At 63.4% G+C, this 22,723-nt stretch carries 16 protein-coding genes and 2 pseudogenes; 10 read left to right on the forward strand and 8 right to left on the reverse strand.

From position 1 onward, the window contains the following. Positions 1-14 precede the first annotated feature (14 nt). The 3 genes from NKG99_RS30120 to NKG99_RS30130 form a co-directional block, all read right to left on the reverse strand. Positions 15-1,274, reverse strand: a complete 1,260-nt coding sequence (locus tag NKG99_RS30120) for an HlyD family type I secretion periplasmic adaptor subunit (RefSeq protein WP_352872806.1) — start codon at positions 1,272-1,274, stop codon at positions 15-17. 45 nt (positions 1,275-1,319) lie between these two features. Next, positions 1,320-3,131, reverse strand: a complete 1,812-nt coding sequence (locus NKG99_RS30125; protein WP_352872826.1) for a type I secretion system permease/ATPase — start codon at positions 3,129-3,131, stop codon at positions 1,320-1,322. Between the two features lie 214 nt (positions 3,132-3,345). Then, positions 3,346-6,240, reverse strand: a complete 2,895-nt coding sequence (locus tag NKG99_RS30130) for a beta strand repeat-containing protein (protein ID WP_352872807.1) — start codon at positions 6,238-6,240, stop codon at positions 3,346-3,348. 803 nt (positions 6,241-7,043) lie between these two features. Between NKG99_RS30130 and NKG99_RS30135 the strand changes: the two genes are divergently transcribed. The 8 genes and pseudogenes from NKG99_RS30135 to NKG99_RS30170 all read left to right on the forward strand — a co-directional run bounded on the left by NKG99_RS30135 (position 7,044) and on the right by NKG99_RS30170 (position 15,692). Continuing rightward, the gene (locus tag NKG99_RS30135) at positions 7,044-7,739 is read left to right on the forward strand and encodes a response regulator (RefSeq protein WP_352872808.1); all 696 of its coding nucleotides are present in this window, start codon (positions 7,044-7,046) and stop codon (positions 7,737-7,739) included. Between the two features lie 152 nt (positions 7,740-7,891). After that, positions 7,892-10,525: a bifunctional diguanylate cyclase/phosphodiesterase gene (locus tag NKG99_RS30140; protein WP_352872809.1), complete on the forward strand. Its 2,634-nt coding sequence runs from the start codon at positions 7,892-7,894 to the stop codon at positions 10,523-10,525. Positions 10,526-10,796: 271 nt separating this feature from the next. Next, positions 10,797-11,476: pseudogene (locus tag NKG99_RS30145) on the forward strand (hypothetical protein). Positions 11,477-11,541: 65 nt separating this feature from the next. Continuing rightward, positions 11,542-11,640: pseudogene (locus NKG99_RS30150) on the forward strand (glutathione S-transferase family protein); the annotation flags it as partial. A 206-nt stretch (positions 11,641-11,846) separates the two neighbouring features. Next, positions 11,847-12,707: an FAD binding domain-containing protein gene (locus tag NKG99_RS30155; protein WP_352872811.1), complete on the forward strand. Its 861-nt coding sequence runs from the start codon at positions 11,847-11,849 to the stop codon at positions 12,705-12,707. Beyond that, entirely contained in the window at positions 12,707-13,183 is a 477-nt protein-coding gene (locus NKG99_RS30160; protein ID WP_352872827.1) for a (2Fe-2S)-binding protein, read from the forward strand. The genes NKG99_RS30155 and NKG99_RS30160 overlap by 1 nt, the downstream gene beginning before the upstream one ends. 2 nt (positions 13,184-13,185) lie before the next feature. Continuing rightward, entirely contained in the window at positions 13,186-15,447 is a 2,262-nt protein-coding gene (locus NKG99_RS30165; protein WP_352872813.1) for a xanthine dehydrogenase family protein molybdopterin-binding subunit, read from the forward strand. Continuing rightward, the gene (locus NKG99_RS30170) at positions 15,447-15,692 is read left to right on the forward strand and encodes a MoaD/ThiS family protein (RefSeq protein ID WP_352872815.1); all 246 of its coding nucleotides are present in this window, start codon (positions 15,447-15,449) and stop codon (positions 15,690-15,692) included. The genes NKG99_RS30165 and NKG99_RS30170 overlap by 1 nt, the downstream gene beginning before the upstream one ends. Before the next feature lie 54 nt (positions 15,693-15,746). Here NKG99_RS30170 and NKG99_RS30175 read toward each other — a convergent pair whose 3' ends face one another. Together NKG99_RS30175 and NKG99_RS30180 are read right to left on the reverse strand one after the other, a co-directional pair. Beyond that, entirely contained in the window at positions 15,747-16,103 is a 357-nt protein-coding gene (locus NKG99_RS30175) for a hypothetical protein (protein WP_352872817.1), read from the reverse strand. A 67-nt stretch (positions 16,104-16,170) separates the two neighbouring features. Continuing rightward, complete coding sequence (locus NKG99_RS30180; protein ID WP_352872819.1) at positions 16,171-17,793, reverse strand: ABC-F family ATP-binding cassette domain-containing protein; 1,623 nt, start codon at positions 17,791-17,793, stop codon at positions 16,171-16,173. A 475-nt stretch (positions 17,794-18,268) separates the two neighbouring features. Here NKG99_RS30180 and NKG99_RS30185 point away from each other — a divergent pair, with 475 nt between their 5' ends. Then, positions 18,269-18,829, forward strand: coding sequence for a hypothetical protein (locus NKG99_RS30185; protein ID WP_352872820.1), 561 nt, complete (start codon positions 18,269-18,271; stop codon positions 18,827-18,829). A gap of 111 nt (positions 18,830-18,940) precedes the next feature. Here NKG99_RS30185 and NKG99_RS30190 read toward each other — a convergent pair whose 3' ends face one another. Continuing rightward, positions 18,941-19,540, reverse strand: coding sequence for a YdeI/OmpD-associated family protein (locus NKG99_RS30190; RefSeq protein WP_352872828.1), 600 nt, complete (start codon positions 19,538-19,540; stop codon positions 18,941-18,943). Between the two features lie 372 nt (positions 19,541-19,912). Here NKG99_RS30190 and NKG99_RS30195 point away from each other — a divergent pair, with 372 nt between their 5' ends. After that, positions 19,913-20,641 (forward strand): SDR family oxidoreductase, encoded by a 729-nt coding sequence (locus NKG99_RS30195; RefSeq protein WP_352872821.1) that lies wholly within the window; start codon positions 19,913-19,915, stop codon positions 20,639-20,641. Between the two features lie 59 nt (positions 20,642-20,700). On the opposite strand, the gene NKG99_RS30200 is transcribed toward NKG99_RS30195, so the two are convergent. After that, positions 20,701-21,633 (reverse strand): LysR family transcriptional regulator, encoded by a 933-nt coding sequence (locus tag NKG99_RS30200; protein WP_352872822.1) that lies wholly within the window; start codon positions 21,631-21,633, stop codon positions 20,701-20,703. Between the two features lie 15 nt (positions 21,634-21,648). Continuing rightward, positions 21,649-22,554 (reverse strand): S1C family serine protease, encoded by a 906-nt coding sequence (locus NKG99_RS30205; RefSeq protein ID WP_352872823.1) that lies wholly within the window; start codon positions 22,552-22,554, stop codon positions 21,649-21,651. Positions 22,555-22,723: the final 169 nt, after the last annotated feature.

Below are 22,723 nucleotides of genomic sequence, written 5' to 3' on the forward strand. Positions count from 1 at the left end.
TGCCGAGCGTCTTCTCATTCCCTGAAGGCGCGGCTGATCTGGTCCTGCAGCGGCTTGACGAGGTAGGAGATCACGGTCCGGTCGGCGGTCTTGATGAAGGATTCGACCGGCATGCCTGGAACCAGCTTGACCTCGCCGAGGCGCGCCACCTCGGAGCTCGTGGTCGCGATGCGGACGGTGTAGTAGCTGATGCCGGTGCGCTGGTCCGTTGTCGTATCCGGCGAGGTCCGTTCGACCGTGCCGTTGATTTGCGGCGTGGTGCGCTGGTTGAAGGCCGAGAAGCGCAGCGCCGCCGGCTGGCCGATCCAGAGCTGGTCGATATCGCTCGGCGCTATCTTGGCCTCGACAGTCAGGCTGTCGCTGTCGGGCACGATCTGCATGATCGTCTGGCCAGGCGTGATGACGCCGCCGATCGTATGGGCGATGGACTGCTGCACGACGCCGTCCTGCGGCGCGCGAATGTCGATACGCCTGAGCTGGTCCTCGGCGGCGATCTTGCGCTCCGTCAGTTCGCCGACCTTGCCGTCGATCTCGCGCAAATCCTTGTTGACGTCGGTGCTGAGCTCGAGGTCGATCTGGATGATCTGCAAATTGATCTCGGCGATCCTGCCTTGGGCCTGCGCCAGGGCGGCCGTCAACTGGCCGCGCTCGCCGTCGAGCCGCGCCGACTCGCGCTCCATGGCGGTCAGGCGGTCGATGGAGATCAGCCGCTTTTTCCATAGCGCGCGAATGCTGGCCAGTTCCTCCTCGACAAGCGCGATTTCCTGCGTCTTGGCATCAGCCTGGGCGGTGTCGCCGCCGATCTCCTTCTGCAGCTGGAGGATGCGCTCCTGCAACTGGCTCTTCTGACCGGAACGAGCCGCCCGCCGCGTCCCGAAAACCTGTTCCTCGCCGGCAATGATCTCGGCGATCGCCGGATCGCCGCGTCGGTCGAGAAGGTCCTGCGGAAAGGCGATGGCGTCGGCGCCCTGGCGTTCGGCTTCCAGACGCGCCTCACGCGCCGACAGCTGGTCGAGGGCCTTGGTGACGACGGCGAGATTGGCCGCCGGCATGGTCGGGTCGAGGCGCACAAGCAGCGCACCGCGCTTGACGCGATCACCGTCACGCGCCGCGATCTCGCCGACGATGCCGCCGGTCGAATGCTGCACATCCTTGACGTGGGAATCGACGACGAGGACCCCCGACGCGATGACCGCTCCCGAAATCCGGGTCAGCGAGGCCCAGCCGCCGACGCCGCCGACCAGCAGCGCGACAGCAATGAGGCCGAAACGCATGTAGCGTCGAATGGATTGGTGGGAGGGGCTAAGCATCGTGGAGCCTCATTCACCAGCCGCGGCCACGCCAGGCCGCGTCGCCGGCTCTTCGGTGGCGAGCCTGAGGTGCGGCACGGCGGCCACCGTCGGTTGTGGCCGCGGAAACAGCTTGTTGAGGACGTCTTCCTTGAGGCCGAACGCCTGGACGCGGCCCTGGTTCATGGCAAGGACGAAGTCGACCGTGACGAGCGCGCTAGGCCGGTGCGCCACGAGCGCGACGATGCCGCCGCGCTGCCGCACAGAGACAATCGCCTGGAACAGCGCCTGCTCGCCTTCGGCGTCGAGGTTGGAATTGGGTTCATCGAGCACCACCAGGAAAGGATCGCGATAGAGCGCGCGGGCCAGCGCGATGCGCTGGCGTTGGCCCGCCGAAACCGCCTCGCCGAGTTCGCCGAGCTGCGTCTCGTAACCGTCTCGGAAACCGACGATGAGATCATGCGCGCCGGCCACTTTGGCGGCGGCTATGATCAAGGCGGGATCGGCGTCGGGCTCGAAACGCGCGATGTTCTCCGCGATCGAGCCGGCAAACAGCTCGACGTCCTGCGGCAGATAGCCGACAAAGCGGCCACGATCCTCCGGCGACCACTGGTCGAGGTCGGCGCCATCGAGCCGGATTCTGCCGGCGGCGGGCGGCCAGGCACCGACAAGCGCCCTGACCAGGGTCGACTTGCCCGAGCCGCTCTGGCCGATGATGCCGACGGCGTGTCCCGCTTCCAGCGCAAAACTGGCGTCCTGTACCAGCAGCCGCTGCGTGCCCGGCGCCGCGACGCTGACGCTCTGCATGAAGACGTGGCGGTGCGGCTTCGGCATCGCCATCGGCTCGGCGTCGGCCGGCACGGCGGCGAGAATCCTGGTCAGCCGCTGCCAGCCTTGTCGCGCCGTCAGGAAACCTTTCCAGTTGGCGATGACCATATCGACGGGCGCCAGCGCGCGACCGCTGAGGATCGACGCGGTGATGATGATACCGGCCGTCGCCTGCTGCTCGATCACCAGCCAGGCGCCGACGCCGAGCATCGCCGATTGCAGCAGCATGCGCAGCACCTTGGACACGGCGCCGAAGCCGCCGGCGATATCGCTGACGCTACGCTGCTCGGCGAGATAGTCGCGATTGGCCTCCTCCCATCGCTTCGCCATCCGACCGCCCATGCCGAGTGCAGCGATGATTTCCGCGTTGCGGTTGCCGGCCGTGGTCAGGCCGTTGCGCACGATTCCGGCCTGGGTGCCCGAGGTGACCGGCTTGCGGGTCAGCCGCTCGGCATAGATCGTCAAAAGGACCAGCACGATCGCCCCGACCAGGGCTGTCAGCCCGAGAAGCGCGTGGAACATGAAGATGATCGCCAGATAGAGCGGCAGCCATGGCAGATCGAACAGCGCGGTCGGACCGGTGCCCGACAGGAAATTGCGCACACTGTCGAGGTCGCGGACCGGCTGCATGCTGTCGCCGTTGCGCCCGACCTTGAGCGGCAGCTTGAGGACGCTGGAATAGATGCGGGCGCCGAGCGCCTCGTCGAGGGCGCCGCCGATGCGCACCAGGATGCGGCCTCGGATGAAATCGAGCACGCCCTGCCCGGCATAAAGGATGGCGACGAGCACGCTGAGGCCGATGAGCGTCGGCATGCTGCGGCTCGGCAGCACGCGATCGTAGACTTCGAGCATGTAGAGCGAGCCGGCGAGCATCAGCACGTTGAGCACGCCGCTGAAAAGCGCGACCGAAGCCAGGGCTGAACGGCACGCGGCCAATGCAGCCGCGAGCTCGGAGCGTTCGGGCCGCGCCCCCGGCCGCTTTGCCCTTCCCGGTTGTGGCTTGCCGTCGGCCATGCGAACGGGGCGCGGATTGTCAACGGTCCCGCGGCGAGGAGAGCTCCATACATAGAGCAAAAGCAGCACGCCGAGCGTTCCCCCAAGAACCGCCCAGCGTGTGCTGCTTTCCAGCGCTGTCAGCTCGACTCCGCCCAATACAAGCGTAAACACGCTGGCGCCGATGATGAGCCTGAGAAATCTGACCAGCGGTGTCATGCCGAGCGCTTCCTGATCAGCCGCCATCATTAGCGTAGATGTGCAATATCGCCCCTTCGAACGTCATGCCGGTGTTGTTGTAGAAATCAAGCTCCTGGTGGATGAGGTTTCCGGCAAGTTCGGATCCGGCGGTGAGAGACTCAGCATCCAGTCCGACGTTCCAGGCCGCGCTGCTCGCCTTCACCGCATTTCCGCCACCCCAATCCTCGAAGTGATCGGAAGAATTCCCACCATTCGTCACCTGCAGCCAGTCGATCGCCTGGTCGAGATATTTGTGCGGGCTGTTGGGATCAGTTGCGTCACCGATCGGATTCCCGGCCAGATAGTTGAGCCAGGTGGCTACTGCATCGCGGGCAAGCACAAAGCGCGTATCCTGCAAGTCCTTGGAGGATGCGTCGATCACCTTGAGGGCGTCGGCATAGGAGATGAAGAATGTGTCTTCATTCCCGGTAGTCAGTCCATCCTTGTTGTAATCACCGATCAGAAGGCCGGCTTTTGAATCCACTGTGCCGCTGTGATCCGAATCGACGGCGTAGCGCAGTTCGGCCAATGCAAAGTTCGGACCAATTTTGCCGACGCCGTCAATCCCGTCCCAGAACGACTTGCCGAGATTACTCCAGAACCCGGGCGTGCGCACCCCGGGGCCGGCGAACGACGATACGGTTGCGGTATCCTGGGCCGTGACCTCGTCCAGACTGTCATCGTCATGAGCGGCGACTTCGACGGTGTTGGTCCTGGAATCCGCATTTGGAAGCAGGTTGAAGGCGCTGGTCGCGGTGAAGAGCCAGGTCTCGCCGATGTCGACTAGGTAGTCGCCATTGGTATCGCCGGATACATAGTGGGTGCCGTGCGAGCTGTTGGCCACGAAGCCATTGAGCAGGTCGATGTCGTCGCCGGTATTTGCCGTGCCGTTGTCATCGACGAGCGAGGTCAGCGTCAACGGATCAAGTGCCCCGGCCGGGCTCGTGTTGGTTATCTCGTAGTGATAGGTGGCGTTCTGCGCCCCCGACTGAACGGTTTCGGAAGAATTGAAGATGCCATCATGATTGGCATCGACGGTCTTTTCGATGGCAATCGACGGCGCGACATCCTTCACCGTCACGGTTGCGTCGTCGCTGGCGGGCGGCGCGCCGGTGCCTTCGTCGTCATTGGCATTCACCACCACCGTGTTGGTGATGGAGCCGGCATTGTGGGCTGCAATGTTGACGGCGGCCGTGAAGACCCAGGTCTCGCCGAAGTCGAGCAGCCCATCGTTGTTGCTGTCACCGGTATGGCTCGTGTTCAGCAGGTTGATGTCGTCGCTGGTGTCATTCGGCGTCGCATTGTCGTCGATCAGCGAGGTCAGCGTCAGCGGATCGAACGCACCGGCGGCGCTCGTGTTCGTCACCTTGTAGGTGTAGGTGACGGTCTTCACCTCGCCTTCGTCGATCTCGGTCGTGTCGACGGTTTTATCGATGGCAATCGACGGCGCGACATCCTTCACCGTCACGGTTGCGTCGTCGCTGGCGGGCGGCGCGCCGGTGCCTTCGTCGTCATTGGCATTCACCACCACCGTGTTGGTGATGGAGCCGGCATTGTGGGCTGCAATGTTGACGGCGGCCGTGAAGACCCAGGTCTCGCCGAAGTCGAGCAGCCCATCGTTGTTGCTGTCACCGGTATGGCTCGTGTTCAGCAGGTTGATGTCGTCGCTGGTGTCATTCGGCGTCGCATTGTCGTCGATCAGCGAGGTCAGCGTCAGCGGATCGAACGCACCGGCGGCGCTCGTGTTCGTCACCTTGTAGGTGTAGGTGACGGTCTTCGCCTCGCCTTCGTCGATCTCGGTCGTGTCGACAGTCTTTTCGATAGCAATCGCCGGCGCGACATCCGTCACTGTCACCGTCGCCGTGTCGCTGGCGGACACATCATTGGTGCTGTCGTCGTCATGGGCATGCACCACCACCGTGTTGACGATGCTGCTTCCAGCATCGTGCGCGGCGATGTTGACGGTCGCGTTGAACGTCCAGGTCTCGTTGCTGTCGACAAGGTAGTCATTGTCGGTATCGCCGGACACATAGTGGGTGCCGTGTGTGCTGTTGGCCACGAAGCCGTCGAGCAGGTTGATGTCGTCGCCCGGACTTCCCGGCGTCGCATTGTCGTCGACCAGCGAAGTCAGCGTCAGCGGGTCGGCCGCACCGGCCGGGCTCGTGTTCGTCACCGCATAGGTGTAGGTGACCTGGGTGGCGACACCTTCGTTGATCGATGTCGGATTGGCCGTCTTTTCAACGGCAATTGTTGGCGCCTGATTGTCGCCGGCCGAGGTGATAACCCCCCACTCCTCAAATCCACCGCCCGCATTGGCGTCGCTGGTATTGCCGAAGGTCGAATACAGATAGACATAACCGCCGGTTGCGCTGGTGAAGAAGCTGGTGGGGATGTAAACGAACAGATCGCCTTGGCCACTGCCGGCCGGCGCGTTGCTGCCGGCATTCAACTGAACGGTAACGTCGCCGTCGGTGACGTTCCCATCCATATTATAAAGCAGTTGCTGGCCCTGAAGCGTCGGGAGGCTGGTGATATTCGGATCCGAGGCCGAATAGATCTGCAACGAGGTGAGGGACAATACCCCTCCAGTTGTGCTGTTCGGCTCGTTGGCGTCGAGTTTGAAGACGTAATAGTCGTGGCCATCTGCGTCGGTCACCACCTGCATGTCGGTCAGCAGAAGTGCGTTCGTGTGCGCCGGCTGCTTGTCATCCAGCGGGAGCGGATTGCCGTCGGTGTTGAAGCCACTTTCCGTGCCTTTCGCGCCAAGCACAAGGAACGTGTCGTAGTTGCCCGTACCGGCCTCACCTTGCGGCTCGGCCGTAAGAATGGTGCCGTCGGTCAATGTCCACGAGGTGGTTCCATCGGTCAGATCGATCACGGTATCGGCCATTTTCTAACTCCTCCTACGCCCGCAGGCGCGTTCCCTTGTTAGCCGCGCAAGGCGGCTGACTACCCAAACCTGTTGCAGCGCAAAGCATTCGGCTGTCCGCAAAACGCGGCCAGGCCGGCGAGCAATCGTTTCGTGACAAAGCTTTGAACAGAAAAAGACCGGCGGAGAGACTGCCTCCCATTCGCCGGACACAGTTGTTCCCGCATGACGGAACCGGTCCGCCGTCGGACTGACTGCAACGCCCACACCCAAAGCCCCCAACCCCTACACGATCCCCAACGATCGCCCAGACGTTAATATTTCCCAAACCATATTTCGCAGGTTGCAATGCGGCCGTCCATATACCTTCGGTTATAGACAGCAAGGCAGCGTTAATTTCGAAAAAGTGCTTCTTCCACGCGAGAATAACATTGTGTCTCCGGCCCAATTATTTTCCGAGATTGAGCTTCACGAGCCAAATTGAAAACTTTTTCTGAATATGATGGTAGTTTTTTTAAGATGAAGACTAGCATCAGTGCTCTTGACCGGTGTCTTTTTCAATGCGTCTTGCTAGAGGGGCCGCTTCCAGATTAACTAAGCATTTGCTAATGTTTTGCGTGGCCGCGCTGCTTCTGTCAGGATGGCTCACGTTTCGGGGATGCGGGCTGGGTTGCAATTTTCGCTTCCGGCAAGAACGCGCGTCGTGGACACACGCAGAGGGGAGAAGACGTCATGATCGGGCACAAACGCTGGTCGCCGCCCATCGATAACATTTTTTCGGCATGGAGCCGTGGCACCGAAGGCCGGCTGCTGGCGAGATGAAGATGGTCACTACGGTTTTCGTCGCCGACGACCATCCACTGCTGTTGCACGGCCTGACCGACCTGATTGCCCGCGATCCCGGTTTCCGGGTCGTCGGTTCGGCGCAGGACGGCACCGTCGCCATGGCCATGATCCGGCGCGACGTGCCTGATGTCGCCGTGCTCGACATCAGCATGCCGGGACTGAGCGGTCTCGACATCGCCGCGGAAATCGGCAGGCAGGGCCTTGCAACGCTTTGCGTGATTTTGACGGTCGGTGCCTCGCAAGCCCAGCTCTATGACGCGGTCGCGGTCGGCGTTGCCGGAATCGTGTTCAAGGAGACCGCCGTCGAGGCGCTGCTCAGATGCCTCCACGAGGTTGCCGCGGGTGGCCGCTGGCTGCCGGCCGAGATTGTCGGCAAGGCCATGCACAACGAGGCGTCCCGCCGGACAAAATGGCAGAAACTGTCGTCGCGGCTGACCAGGCGAGAGATGGAGATCACCCGACTGGTAGCCACGGAGACGCCGTACGAACGCATAGCGTCCGATATCAGCATCTCCAAAGGCACACTGAAAATCCATATGAACAACATCTATCGCAAATTGGAGGTCGCCTCGCGTGTGCAGCTTTTGCAGCTGGCCGCCGACCAGATCGGACTGAGTGTTGCCGGCGGCTTTCGCGATCAATCCAATTTGGAAAGTCCGGTCAGCGACATGTAATCGCGCACCAGCATCAGCACTGGTTCAGCGTGCGAGCTGAAATGCCCGCGGAGTTTGATGCTGAAACTTCCCGTCAGCCTGGAAGGGCAAATTTAAGCGTTTGCTACTAGGATCGAGTGGGGGCTGCTGTTCAGGAAGGTGTTCGGGTCGAATTGGCCACAACGGAATTCAGTCTCGGCCGCGTAAGACGGGCCATTTTTTCTTCCGCCAATTTGCCGGCGGCGATCGCTTTTGTCGTGCTCCTGGTCTGCGCCCTCGTTGCCGACCAGCAGAACAAAAGGGTCTCCGATCAACTGGCACGTGCCGATGTACTGGCCAAGGTCAGCATCATCCGCGCCAAGCTCGAAGGCAACATAAACGGCAATCTTCAGCTTGTTCAGGGACTTGTCTCGACCATCGTTACGGAGCCCTATATGGGCCAGCAGAGATTTGCCTCGCTTGCGCGCAACCTGTTCGGGCAGAAATCACAGTTGCACAACATCGCCGGCGCGCCCGACCTCGTCATCTCACTGATGTATCCGATGGAAGGCAACGAGAAGGCGATCGGGCTCGATTACCGCAAGAACGAGGCGCAACGCATGGCGGCGCTACGGGCGCGCGACCAGCGCGCGCTGGTGCTCGCCGGCCCGGTCAACTTGGCGCAGGGCGGGCGCGGCTTCATCGGCCGCATCCCGGTCTTTGTGCCGACCGCGAGCGGCGGCACCCGCTTCTGGGGCATCGTCTCGGCTGTGGTCGATGTCGACCGGCTCTATGCGGCGAGCGGGCTGACCAACCCCGATCTCGACATCGATGTCGCGCTCATCGGCAAGGATGCGCTGGGCGCCGGCGGTGAACGTTTCTTCGGCGGCGACAATGTCGTCGCCGGCAACCCCGTGTCCGCCGATGTGCAACTGCCTTCAGGATCGTGGCGAATTTCGGCCATCCCCAAGGGTGGCTGGCCAGCGGCTCCGAAGAACGAGTGGACGTTGCGGTCGCTGATGTTGCTCGCCGGCGCGCTGGTGGTGCTGCCGATCCTCATTGCCGGGCGGCTGTTCGGCGAAAGGCAGAAAAACGACGCCGAGCTGAGGCGCCTGTCCGGTCGTCTGGAACTGGCGCTGGATGCCTCGGGCATCGGCGTATGGGAACACGACCTCGCCACCAACGAACTGGTGTGGGACGATCGTGTCAACGAAATCTACGGCAAGTCCGCCGACGGCAAGCCGCGCAGCTATGGCGACTGGGCGCAGGCTATCCATCCCGAAGATATCGAGCGTGCAAAACAAGATTTCGATTCGGCCGCGGCGAAAAAAGGCCCCTATTCCTCACAATACCGGCTCTTGCGCCCCGATGGCGCCATACGCCATGTGCGCACGCGCGCAAGCTTCGTTCAGGGCACTGGCGGCACGCCCAAGTTGATCGGCGCCGAATGGGACGTGACCAGCGACGTGCTGCTCAACGAGAACCTCATTCGCGAGCGCCAGTTGTCGGAATCCAAGAACGCCGAGCTGAAGCTGGCCAAGGCACGCATCGAGCATGTGGCGCTGCACGATTCGCTCACCGGCCTGCCCAACCGCCGCTATCTCGACGAGATGCTGGCCGAAACCGAAGAACCCGACCGCCGCACGGCGATGTTGCATCTGGACCTCGACCGCTTCAAGCAAATCAACGACACGCTCGGCCACGCAGCCGGCGATGCCATGCTGGTGCAGGCTTCGAAGGTCATCAAGGCCAATGCCGGCTCCGCCGATTTCGTTGCACGCATCGGCGGCGACGAGTTCGTCGTGGTGACCCATGGGCGTGACGACGACGAGCTCTCGGCACTCGCCGACCGCATCATCGAGGAGATGCGCCAGCCTGTCGATTATCGGGGCCATCCGTGCCGCTTCGGGGTCAGCATCGGCATTGCCGCCAACAGCGGGGTCGACGTGAAGCAGTTGCTCGTCAACGCCGATCTCGCGCTTTACCGGGCCAAAGGCCGTGGGCGCAACCGCTACGAGTTCTTCAACGAGGAGCTGCAGAGCGAGATCGTGCGGACCAAGCAGACCGCCGATGAGATCCTGAGCGGACTGGAGCGGAACGAATTCATCGCCTACTACCAGCCGCAGTTCGACGCCAAGTCGCTCGAGATCGTCGGCGTCGAGGCGTTGTCGCGCTGGAAACATCCGCGACGCGGCATCCTGGCCCCCGACGCCTACCTGAAGGTGGCCGAAGAGCTCAATGTCGTGACGCTGATCGACCGCATCGTCCTCAAGCACGCGCTGGACAATTTCGAGCGTTGGTCGCGCGCCCACCTCAATATCCCGCGCGTGTCGGTCAACGTCTCGGCCAGGCGCCTGGAGGACAAGGACCTGATCGAGGGCCTGCGCAAGCTCGCCATCAAGCCGGGAACCATATCGTTCGAGCTGGTGGAATCCATCTTCCTCGACGAGAATGATGATCTGGTCAACTGGAACATCGAACACATCAAGGATCTCGGCATCGATATCGAGATCGACGATTTCGGCACCGGCCATGCCTCGATCGTCTCGCTGCTCAAGCTGCAGCCGCGCCGCCTCAAGATCGACCGCCAGCTGATCACGCCCATCACCGGCTCGATGGCGCAGCGGCACCTGGTGGAGTCGATCATCGAGATCGGCAAATCGCTCGGCATCGAAGTGGTTGCCGAAGGCGTCGAGACGATGGAGCACGCGCGCATCCTGAAAGAGCTCGGCTGCGATATCCTGCAGGGCTACTTTTTTGGCCGCCCGATGGAGGCCAAGGCCTTCAAGACCTTCGCCCAGTCTCGCAAATGGCTGGCCGCGGGGTGATGGCCACTACCCGATGGCGTGGGTCAGCGATGGCGCACTCTCGACAACGCTGTCCAAGCCGCTTCGCGATCGAACCTGAATAGCGGGTGAATCTGCCGATTGAACGCACCGGCCTTCGCCTCCGCGAGCTAAGGGAACTATCCGAGCATGATTTCGGTTGTTTTCTGTGCGAACTGTCGTTCCACGGAGGCCCTTGGTGAGCGAAGATGAGACATGGACTCTGCAGGCAAGCAACACGGTTCCTTTCGAAAACGGTTCCTTTCGAAAGTTGATGACTGGCATCGTAGCGGCGATTTTCACCGCCCCTGATCGGACATCCGAGCGAGGCGTGAGTACAAGCCCGTCGTCATTGGTTGCCGAGTGGCCGCTACCGCCATCGGCGACGCTTGGCTCGTCCCTACGATTGAAGGGGATCGAACGCGAAATTCGAGCCCGTCTGCCCTGGGCGGTGAGGACGTTTGTCAAGGCTGAGACGGGCCGCATTGTATTGCGTATGGCGCAAACCGACGCGGATGCGTTCCAGGCCGCGGGGGCAGCCATCTCCAGGACGCTGGAGGGGATCGAAGCACTGCCCGTGCTTCCGCGAGAGGCTGAAGACATTCTCACAATCTCCTCCCGCGAACGTCACAAGTGGCTTAGGGATGGCCGCCTGAAAAGCGTCGGCACGCGCACCGTGAAGATGCGCGGGCGATCCAAGGCCGTAACCTTCCATGTCTTCGATCCACGACACATCGAGGACATTCTCGATCGTGACCTGGCGACAGCCTGGAGGAGGAAGATGCGCGGGAAGCCTCCGAAAACAGACGGCGCGGGGCCGGTAAGGCCGCCCTGACGCGAGCAGGAAAGCGGAAGGGCAAGGCCCGCGGCACCGGAAATTCGGGAAAGGATGATGCTTCACGGCCAAAGCTGGAAGGCTGGGACACGTTCGAGGCGGAAGGGCTGCTGCGCTAGAATCTCAAGGACGCACTCAGCGTCTGATGGGACTCGAACCGATCGGATTTGCTGGCCGACTATCCAACCGCTCCGCCCATGTCGCCCGTGGCGAAGCGCGGCCGGCCTTCAAGCGTGCCTTCGAGGCTCAACTGGCGGTCTTCACTTCCGCATCGACCGGCTGATGAAGGAGCCAGGCGAATGAGCGCACTTGATCCATGGCTGAAGTTTCCCCAAGTTCCTCTTCCAGCCGGTTCCTGCCACTCAGCGCGCACGCCAGTTCGGTCTATTTGCGCCCTCTGGCCCAATCGCCGCGGATGAGGAACCGGATAGCCATTATGAGGAGACTGTTTATAACGGTCGCCGAGATTGCGATAATCAAGGGGAGACGATGCGCTACATACGTCCGCTTTCAATCGAAGATGCCGTTGGCCAATTGGCCGGTTCGGCTGGCACGGCCGCCATCCTCGCGGGAGGCAGCGACCTCCTGGTCAGGATGAAGGGCGGTTTTGTCGAACCCGACCTGATCGTCGACATCAAGGCGATCGAGTCCTTAAGCGAGATCCGCGAAACGGCTGAAGGCTTCAGCATAGGTGCCGCGGTCCCCTGCGCCGTCCTGGGAGAGAGCGCGGCCCTGAAGAAGGCATGGCCCGGCGTCGTCGAAGCGGCCAAGCTGATCGGCTCGAAGCAGGTACAGGGACGCTGCACGATCACCGGCAATCTCTGCAACGCCTCGCCGGCTGCCGACAGCGTGCCGGCGCTGGTTGCGGCGGGCGCCAGGGCATCGGTCGTCGGGCCGGCGGGCAGGCGCACGATTCCCGTGCAGAGCGTGCCGACCGGGCCGGGCAAGACCTCCTTGGCCAAAGGCGAGATCATCGAAGCGATCCTGCTCGACAAACGCGCGCCGCGTTCGGGCGATGCCTATCTGCGTTTCATTCCACGCACGGAGATGGATATCGCGGTAGTCAGTGCCGGCGTGAATTTGACGATTGACGAGCACGGTGTCGTCAAATCGGCCCGCGTTGCGCTGGGCGCCGTGGCGGCGACGGTGCTTCTGGTCGAAGAGGCCGCGGAGGTCCTCATCGGCTCCAAGCTGGACGAAGCGACGCTGGAGCGGCTCGCCAAGGTTTGCTCGGGGGCCTGCCGTCCGATCGACGACAAGCGCGGCACCATCGAATTCAGACGGAAGGTTGCGGGCGTGCTGGCCAAGCGGGCCGCCACGACCGCCTACGCACGTGCAGGAGGCAAATGATGGCTGGAGTTGCGGTTTCAACGACAATCAACGGCGACAGCGTCGAGTACCTTTGCCAACCGGACGAGACTCTGCTCGACGTCCTGCGCGATCGCCTGGGGCTGACGGGCGCCAAGGAAGGCTGCGGCACCGGCGACTGCGGCGCTTGCAGCATCATCCTCGACGATCGGCTGGTGTGTTCATGCCTGGTGCTCGGCGCGGAGGCTGAAGGACGGCGGGTCGAGACCATCGAGGGGATGGCGCATGGCGACAAACTGCATCCGCTGCAGCAGAAGTTCCTCGAGCACGCGGCGCTGCAATGCGGGATCTGCACGCCGGGCTTCCTGATTGCGGCGAAGGACCTTCTGGCCAAGAACCCCGACCCGTCCGAGGAGGAAATCCGCTTCGGCCTCGCCGGCAACCTCTGCCGCTGCACCGGCTACGACAAGATCGTGCGCGCCGTCCAGGACGCCGCCAGCGTGATGAAGGGAGCGTGACCATGAATTTCGATCCGCGTTATTCGGCTCGCAACTTCGCGTCGGTCGGCACACGTCCGATCCGTCCCGACGGCGTCGACAAGGTGACGGGCCGCGCCCGCTACGGCGCCGACTTCAACATGGCCGGCCAGCTGGTCGGGCGCGTCCTCAGGAGCCCGCATGCCCACGCAACGATCAAGAAGATCGACACGTCGAGAGCGGAAAAACTCCCCGGCGTGAAGGCGGTGATCACCGCGGCCGACCTGCCCGACCTGACCGATGGCGATGCCGCCATGTACGACATCCTCGACAACTGCATGGCGCGCAAGAAGGTGCTCTATGACGGCCATGCGGTGGCCGCGGTCGCGGCCGTGGACGCCCGCACGGCGAAGCAGGCGCTGAAGCTGATCGAGGTCGACTACGAGATTCTGCCGCATGTCACCGATGTCGACGAGGCGATGCAGCACTCCGCACCCCTCATCAACGACGCCATCTTCACCGAGGGCCTCGAGGAGAAGCCGGTAAAGCCGTCCAACGTCACCAAGCGCAGCCAGTTTGGCCATGGCGATGTCCATCAGGGGTTCGGCGATGCCGACTTTATCGTCGAGCGCTCGTTCAAGACCGGGCAAACGCATCAGGGCTATATCGAGCCGCATGCCTGCGTGGCGAGCGTCAGTTCCGACGGCACCGCCGACCTTTGGGTCTGCACGCAGGGCCATTTCGTCTACCGCCAGCATTGCGCCCAGCTGCTTGGCATGGAAGCTTCCAAGCTGCGCGTCACCTCTTCGGAGATCGGCGGCGGCTTCGGCGGCAAGACCCATGTCTGGGCCGAGCCGGTGGCGCTGGCGCTGTCGCGAAAGGCCGGCCGCCCGGTCAAGCTGGTGATGACCCGCGACGAGGTGTTCCGCGCCTCGGGTCCGACCAGCGCCACCTCGATCGACGTCAGAATCGGCGCCCGCAAGGACGGCACGATCACCGCCGCCGAGGCGACACTGCGCTATTCCTGCGGCCCCTATTCCGGCATGTGGGCCGAGATCGGTGCCATGACCGCGTTCGCCTGCTACAAGCTCGAGAACGTCAAGACGGTCGGCTACGAAGTGCTGGTCAATCGGCCGAAGACCGCTGCCTATCGCGCGCCGTCCGCGCCGATGGCGGCGTTCGCGGTGGAAAGCGCGATCGACGAGCTGGCCAAGGAGGTCGGCATGGACCCAGTCGAGTTCCGGATCAGGAACGCCGCACAGGAAGGCACGAGATCCTCCTATGGCCCGGTCTACGGCCCGATCGGCATCGGCCCGACGCTCGAGGCGGTGAAGAGCCATCCGCACATGAAGGCGCCGCTGGGCAAGAACCAGGGCCGTGGCATGGCTTGCGGCTTCTGGTTCAACTTCGGCGGCCAGACCTGCACGGACCTCAACATCGGCATGGACGGCTCCGTCTCGCTCGCCGTCGGAACGGTCGATGTGGGTGGTTCCCGCGCATCGCTGTCCCTGGTGGCGGCGGAGGAACTCGGCATCGCCTACGAGCAGGTCAAGGCGATTGTCGCCGACACCTCCAGCCTCGGCTACAATGACATGACGGACGGAAGCCGGGGCACCTTCTCGTCCTCCATGGCGACGATCTCGGCCGCCCGCAACGCGATCAAGATCCTGCGGGAACGCGCCGCGCAGATGTGGGACATTTCCGTCGACGACGTGGTCTGGGAAAAAGGCCACGCGATTGCCAAGGGCGAGAAGCACGGCAATCTTGGGCGGCTTTCGCTGAAGGAGATCGCGGTCGAGTCGGGGAAGACCGGCGGACCGATCGCCGGCCACAGCGAACTCGTCGCCGACGGCGCGGGCGTCTCCTTCGCCACGCATATCTGCGATATCGAGGTCGATCCCGAGACCGGCGCCACCAGGGTTCTGCGCTACACGGTCGTGCAAGATGCCGGCAAGGCGGTGCACCCGACCTATGTCGAGGGACAGTACCAGGGCGGTGCCGCGCAAGGCATCGGCTGGGCTCTCAACGAGGAGTATATCTACGGCAAGGACGGGCGGCTCCAGAATCCCGGCTTCCTCGACTATCGCATCCCGGTCTGCTCGGACCTGCCGATGATCGACACGCAAATCCTCGAAATCCCCAACCCCAACCATCCTTACGGCGTACGCGGCGTCGGCGAGACATCGATCGTGCCGCCGCTAGCCGCGATCGCCAATGCGGTGTCGAATGCGGTCGGGGTGCGGATGACGCATATCCCGATGTCGCCGCCGCGCATTCTGGCAGCGCTGGAGGAACGGGCGGGCTGATGGTCGAAGTGACGCTCTGGGGATCGCTAGGTGCTGTCGCCGGAGGCAAGAACAAGGTCGAGATCGAGGCCAAGGACATAAGGGAGCTGTTCAGGAAGCTGGCTGAACAGTATCCCGGCCTCGAGCCCTTGATCGACAAAGGCATCGCCGTCGCCATCGACGGAACGATCTATCGCGACACCTGGTCGAAGGAATTGCCAAAAGGCGCCGAAATCTTCCTGCTGCCGAGGCTGGCAGGGGGATAATCGGACAACCGCCTCGCGGTCATCGACGACCAGGGCCTAGCCCGTCGGTCGTGGCTATGGATATTTTGTCTGAGCACTCGCGGGGTTTAGATCGCCCTGCAACTCCTTCGGCAGCGGGAGGCTTGAGCATTGCAGGTGCACCTCGCGGGCAAACAGCTTACGTTGCTTCTGCTCATGCTCCTTGATGGCTGCAACGAGTCCCATTGAGTACGGGCCAAGCAAGACGCCGAAACCCCATCCCGGATGCTCTTTCTCGCGAGCCTCGTAGTCCGAAGCCGCCATGCGGGCTTGTTGGCATTCGGGCGACGCCCATTTCTGGTCTTGCTGCGAAAGCGAGGTCCCATAGTCGACCGGAGAGGTCGCGCATCCCGCCATGGTCGCGGCCAATGCGACCGACATTGCAATTCTCATGCCGGAGCCTTTCCCACGCATTGTGGAGGGTACATGGAACTCTTCCTCACAAATAACCGCCGTCTCCTTAGCTTCGCAACCCAGGAGCCTCCTGCCCCGTCCTCTCGACATATTCCGTATAGCCGCCGCCATAGGTGTGGATGCCTTCAGGCGTCAGCTCCAGCACGCGGTTGGAGAGTGCCGCCAGAAAATGCCGGTCGTGCGAAACGAACAGCATGGTGCCTTCATATTGCGAGAGCGCCGTGATCAGCATCTCCTTGGTGGCGATGTCGAGATGGTTGGTCGGCTCGTCCAGCACCAGCAGATTGGGCGGATCGAACAGCATCAGCGCCATCACCAGCCTCGCCTTCTCGCCGCCTGACAGAACGCGGCATTTCTTCTCGATCTCGTCGCCGGAAAAGCCGAAACAGCCGGCGAGCGCCCGAAGCGGCGCCTGGCCGGCCTGCGGGAACGCGTCCTCCAGCGTCTGGAACACCGTGCGCTCGCCTTCCAGCACTTCCATGGCGTGCTGGGCGAAATAGCCCATCTTGACGCTCGGGCCACGCGCGACCGTGCCGGTGTCTGGGTCGGAAGCGCCGGCGACCAGCTTCAAAAGCGTCGACTTGCCGGCGCCGTTGACGCCCATGATGCACCAGCGCTCGCGGCGGCGGACCTGGAAGTCAAGGCCCTCATAGATGGACCGGCTGCCGTAACCCTTGTGGACGTTCTTCAACGTGACGACGTCCTCGCCGCAGCGCGGCGCAGGCTGAAAATCAAAGGAAACGGTCTGGCGGCGCTTGGGCGGCTCGACGCGGTCGATCTTGTCCAGCTTCTTCACCCGGCTCTGCACCTGGGCGGCATGCGAGGCGCGCGCCTTGAAGCGCTCGATGAAGGCGATCTCCTTGGCCAGCATCGCCTGCTGGCGCTCGAACTGCGCCTGCTGCTGCTTGTCGGCGATCGCCCGCTGCTGCTGGTAGAATTCATAATTGCCGGAATAGGCGGTCAGCGAGCCACCGTCGATCTCGACCACCTTGTTGACGATACGGTTCATGAACTCGCGGTCGTGCGACGTCATCAAGAGCGCGCCGTCATAGTTCTTCAAGAAGGATTCCAGCCAGATCAGGCTTTCCAGGTCGAGATGGTTCGACGGCTCGTCGAGCAGCATCGCGTCGGGCCGCATCAGAAGAATGCGGGCCAGTGCCACGCGCATCTTCCAGCCGCCGGAGAGTTTGCCGACATCGCCGTCCATCATCTCCTGGGAGAAGCCGAGACCATCGAGCACTTCCCGCGCGCGGCCATCCAGCGCATAGCCGTCGAGCTCCTCGAAGCGGTGCTGCGCCTCGCCATATTTCTCGATGATCTCGTCCATCTGTTCGGCCTGCTCGGGATCGGCCATGGCCGCCTCGAGCGCTGCCATTTCGGCAGCGACTTCGCTCACCGGTCCGGCGCCGTTCATCACTTCGGCCACCGCGCTATGGCCATCCATGTCGCCGACGTCCTGGCTGAAATAGCCGATGGTGACGCCGCGATCGACCTGCACCTGGCCCTCGTCGGGCTGCTCCTGCCCGGTGATCATGCGAAACAGTGTCGTCTTGCCGGCGCCATTGGGTCCGACGAGGCCGACCTTCTCGCCCTTCTGCAGGGCCGCCGACGCCTCGATGAAGACAAGCTGACGGCCGTTCTGCTTGCTGATGCTTTCAAGTCTGATCATGCGGTTTCCGGGACAATGCGTGCGATGAAAGGATTTGCCCGGCGCCTTACGCGAATGACGGCATCGAGGGAAGAGGCGCAAGCGCCGCATACAGCGATCTCCCCCGTGTGGAGGAGATGGCCGGCAGGCCAGAGACCATCAACATTGTGAAGAAGCACACGGCAAGAAGCACGGCCACTAGCACGCCAAGGCTGCTTGATCGTCCCTCTCCAACATCATCCCGGGAAAAGGCCGCCACTCGCAAAAACGAGGGCGGCTTTTTTCCTGGCGCAACTTCCGCGAAATCGCGCCGCGGACTTTCTGTCCAGAATGGCGTAAAATCAAATAGTTACAGCGGCTCGACGATTCAGATGTTCAACTGCTTAATGCGGATGGCAAGCGGCGCTCACCCCCGCGGTTCCGTGTCGGCTCGACTCATTGCGCCGCCGCCGCTACCAGTCCGGCCGATTGACACGATACAGGACAATGGCCTGGGATGCTCGACCTTGATCTTCTGGCGCTGGGCGGGCTGTTGCTGACGCCCGGACCAACCAACATCCTTCTGGCCTTTTCGACCGTTTCATCCGGGGCGCGGCGCACGGTGCCGATGCTGGGCGCGGCTGTGCTTGCCTATATGGCGATCATCCTGGCGGTGGCCGCACTGGCCGCCCTGATCTCCACGGGTGCCCGGATCGAGCTACGGACCGGCGTGAGGATCTGTGCGGTGCTGTGGCTGTTCTGGCTCGCCTACAGCATCTGGATCACTGAGGATCCCGGCGTCGAGGTTCGGCTGGTGACAGTAAGGCAGGTTTTCGTCACCACGCTCGTCAATCCCAAGGCAACGATCGTCGCCTTGCTGGTTCAGTCCGAAAGCATGACGGTGCAGCTTCTGACCACGATCGCCGCTCTGGTCGGCCTCGCGGGAGCGGCCTGGATCGTCGTCGGCCTGATGGTTCGCCGCAGCGGTTCAAACCTGCTCGGCCAGCGATCGCTGCGACGAGCCAGCGCCATCTGCCTGGCCGGCTTCGGCATCATCCTTGCCGGCAGCAGCCTTTAGCGCCGACGGTCGCACGGGCAAGGGCCCGCTCGACCAATCTCTTGCATCAACACAATACGTTCACCTCAGGATAGACACCGCGGCGCCAATTGCTGGACGATAGTCGCAGCCCTACTTCTTCCCCTGCGGATAGATCGTCTCGCCGCGCTTCAGCATCGCCACAAACGTCTCGATCTTCTTCTTGCGACCGGCCTCGGTCTTCATGTTGTGGGTGCGGAAGGCGAGAGCGAAGCGGTTCTGCGCGCTGAGCTTTGCCAGCATCTCCTTGGCTGCCGGATCGGCATCGATGGCAGCCTGCAAATCATCGGGGATTTTCATCTCCTTGCCACTGCCATAGGCCCGCGCCCAGCGTCCGTCGGCCTTGGCCGCCTCGACCTGCCTCAGCCCGTCCTCGGTCATGCTGCCCTCGGCGACCAGCCGCGCGACATTGTCGATGTTGATCTTGCTCCAGATGCTCTTCTTGCCGCGCGGCGTATAGCGCTGCAGAAAGCTCTTGTCGTCCAGCCCCTTGCGTACCGCGTCGATCCAGCCGAAGCACAACGCCACGTCGATGGCTTCCTTCGGCGTGATCGACTTCAGCCCCGACCCCACCTTGTGCACCTTGATCCAGATTTCGCTTTCCGTGGCGTGGTGCTTGCCGAGCCAGGCATGGAAGCTCGCCGGGTCCGGGAATTCCCGGACCTTGTCGGGATCGACCTTGACCGGCGCCATCATCTGGCCTGCCCGTTCGGTTCCGTCCGCGCCATCGCTTTCACTGTCGTCCCGCCTCCAGAATCGCGCCTATCGTCATTGACCGGCATCATGGCATGAGTTGCTGTCAGTTCCGTCAGCAAGCTTGTCGGGCGCGTACGGCGTTCCTTCGCGCCCCCTCTGTTGGCGGTTCCGCCGACGGCATTCTTCCTGGAGGCCAGACTATAGCCTTCAGGATTGGGACTCGGGCGAGGCCTTCACCGCTTGAGACGGGTGAGTGGCTGCCGCCACGCCATCGGCGTTGCCGATGACATCATCGGTTTCTTCCGTTTCCCTTTGCCACGCCGAACCGCCAATTCACTGCCATGTCCATCCAACCAAAGGCAGAGCGCAATGAGCACGTCGAAACAGAAAATCCTGATCGTCGGCGGCGGTTCCGGCATGGGCCTGGCGCTGGCAAGGCGCTGCGTCGAGACCGGTGCTGCGGTCGTCATCGCCGGGCGTGGCGAGGACCGGCTGCAGCAGGCGCGCGAAACGCTGGGCAATCCCGCCGGGCTGGAGGTGGCTGTCGCCGACATCACCCGGGAAGAGCAGGTCGTGGCGCTGTTCACACGGATCGGCGGGCTCGACCATATCGTCAGCACCGCGGCCGACATCGAAGGCGCCTACCAGCTGTTGCCGGCACTTGACCTGAAGGCGGCGCAAAGGGTTGTCGAAAGCAAGCTCTACGGCCCGCTCCTGCTCGCCAAGCACGGCGCTCCACGGCTGGCAGCCACCGGCTCAATGACCTTCGTCTCCGGCATCGCCGCCCATCGGCCGGCCGCGCGCGGCTCCGTCGTTGCCGCGGTCAATGCGGCGCTCGAAGGGCTGGTGCGGGCGCTGGCCGTCGAACTCGCGCCGATCCGCGTCAATGCCATGTCGCCCGGCTGGGTCGACACCGCGATCTGGGCCCAGGTGGCCGGCGATCGCAAAGACGAGACGCTGGCAGCGATGGCCGAGCGGTTGCCAGTCGCGCGGATCGGCCAACCCGACGACATCGCCGACGCCATCGCCTTCCTGATCGGCAACGGCTTTACCACGGGAACGACGCTGCATGTCGAGGGTGGCCACCGCCTGGTCTAGACCGCCGCTGCCTTCGTCAGGAGTTGTTTGCAAACAAGGGCTTGGAGCGGTTCGCCGATTCAAGGCCTGAACCAGTCCTGGGCGGGCGACGGGACCGGCACCAGCGTGTCGCGCATGGCAGTGAGCAATTGCTTGAGCGCCGGCGGCTGAACGCGCTGGCGGCGCCAGATCATCGTCAGCGGCGCCGTGCGTATCCCGCCGGGCCAAGGCATTTCGATGATGTCGCCACGCGCGAGCGCTTCCTTGACGGCAAGGCGTGGAACGAGGCCGAGCCCCGCGCCGGCCGTCACCAGCCGCGCAATGGTGCCGATGCTGCCGACTTCAGCGGCAAGTTTTGGCGCGGCAACGCCCGCCTCCGCAAAGGCTGCGTCGAACATATGACGGTAGATGCATCCGGGCTCCGTGGCCACGAAGCGCAGTGCGGCAAGCGCGGCCAAGTCGCTCGGCACGCTGCCCTGCCCCGGAGCCGCGACCAGCACCAGCGGTTCGGCCGCTATCGTGCGCCTGGCGAAGCGTTCGCCGGCGGCGTCCTTCCTCACATCACGACGGTCGAAGCAGAACGCGACATCGATCTCGCCGTCCTCCAGTTGGCGCAGCAGCGCGCCGCTGCCCGCCACCTTCATCCGTACGGTGATGTCGGGATGGCCGGCCTGGAACCCAGCCAGCCAGGTCGCCAGCCGGGCCGACGCAATCGTCTCCAGCGCGCCGATGGTCACCTGCCCGCTTGTCTGTCTGGCCGCCGCCTGCACGGCCGCGCGCGCCTCGCCATCGAGCCGCAACAAGTCCTCGGCGATAGGCCTAAGCGCGATACCCGCCGGCGTCAGTTCGAGACCTGACTTCGCGCGCGTGAACAGCACAGCGCCAAGCTCCGTTTCGAGCGCCTGGATCTGGTCGCTGACGCTCGATTGCGCGAGGTGGACCACCTCCGCGGCACGCGTGATGTTGCGGCTTCGCGCCACCGCCAGGAAAGTCTTGAGCAGTCTCGGATGCATCGCGGGCTGGCGCGCCTACTGCAGCTGCGGCTTCTTCAGAAAACTGCTGCGGTCGGCCGATTTGACGCGCAGCCAGGTTTCGCGGCCGTCGCGCAGCACCCGCATCGGGATCTCGGCACCCGCCGAGCCGCTCTCCCACAGCTTGCGGTAGAAATCGGCCAGTCCGTCGACCGCCCCGTCGCGAATGTCGGAAATGATGTCGCCCTCGCGCAGGCCAGCCTTGGCCGCCGGGCCGCCTTCGGTCACGCTCATCACCACCACTCTGCCGTCGCTTTCGGCCGACAACGCGCCGAGCCACGGGCGCGGCGGCTTGGCCACCTGGCCGCGCGTCAGCAGATCGTCGAGAATCGGCGGCAACAGATCGATCGGCACCACCATGTTGATGTCGGCGACTTCGCCGTTGCGGCTCATCTGTAGGCGCAGCGAACCGATGCCGAGCAGCGAGCCGTCGGAGCCGAACAGCCCTGCCCCGCCCCAGGACGGGTGCGCCGGCGCAATAAAGATCGCCTCGTCAAGCAGATACTCCCAATAACCGGCGAATTCCTGCTTGGTGACGATCTTTGCCTGCACCGACTGGCCGATGCCGTCCGCCAGCACGACGGCGTCTCCGACCTTCGCCTTGCCGGCATCGCCCAGCGCCACCGCCGGCAGGCCGAGCGGTGCCAGTGCCTGCACCAGGCCGAAGCCCGATTCCTGGTCATACGCCAGCGCGTGCGCGGGCACGACGCGGCCGTCATGGCTGGTCAGCCAGACTTCATCCGCCTCGGTGATGAGGTAGCCGATGGTCAGCACGAGCCCGTCACTGCGAATGACGACGCCGCTGCCTTCCCTGAGCGTGCCCAGCGCTCCGGCCGTAAAGGCATCTTCGGGAACGGTGGCACGCACGGCAACGACCGAGCGCGGATTGGGATTGATGGTCATGCTTTTGTCCTGCGATGCAATGCTTTGGCGAGGCGATATCTCATATACCTATGCCGCATGGGAGATGGTGCAAGGGGTGTAGTGCAGGGCAATCGGGTGAGTTAACGCGTGACAAGGGGTTTAGGAGCTGAATCTGTCGAGAGCATCTGATTCTTTGGAGGATGCTTTG

Origin of the sequence: Mesorhizobium sp. M1409 (assembly GCF_040317535.1) — a bacterium.
Lineage (GTDB): Bacteria > Pseudomonadota > Alphaproteobacteria > Rhizobiales > Rhizobiaceae > Mesorhizobium.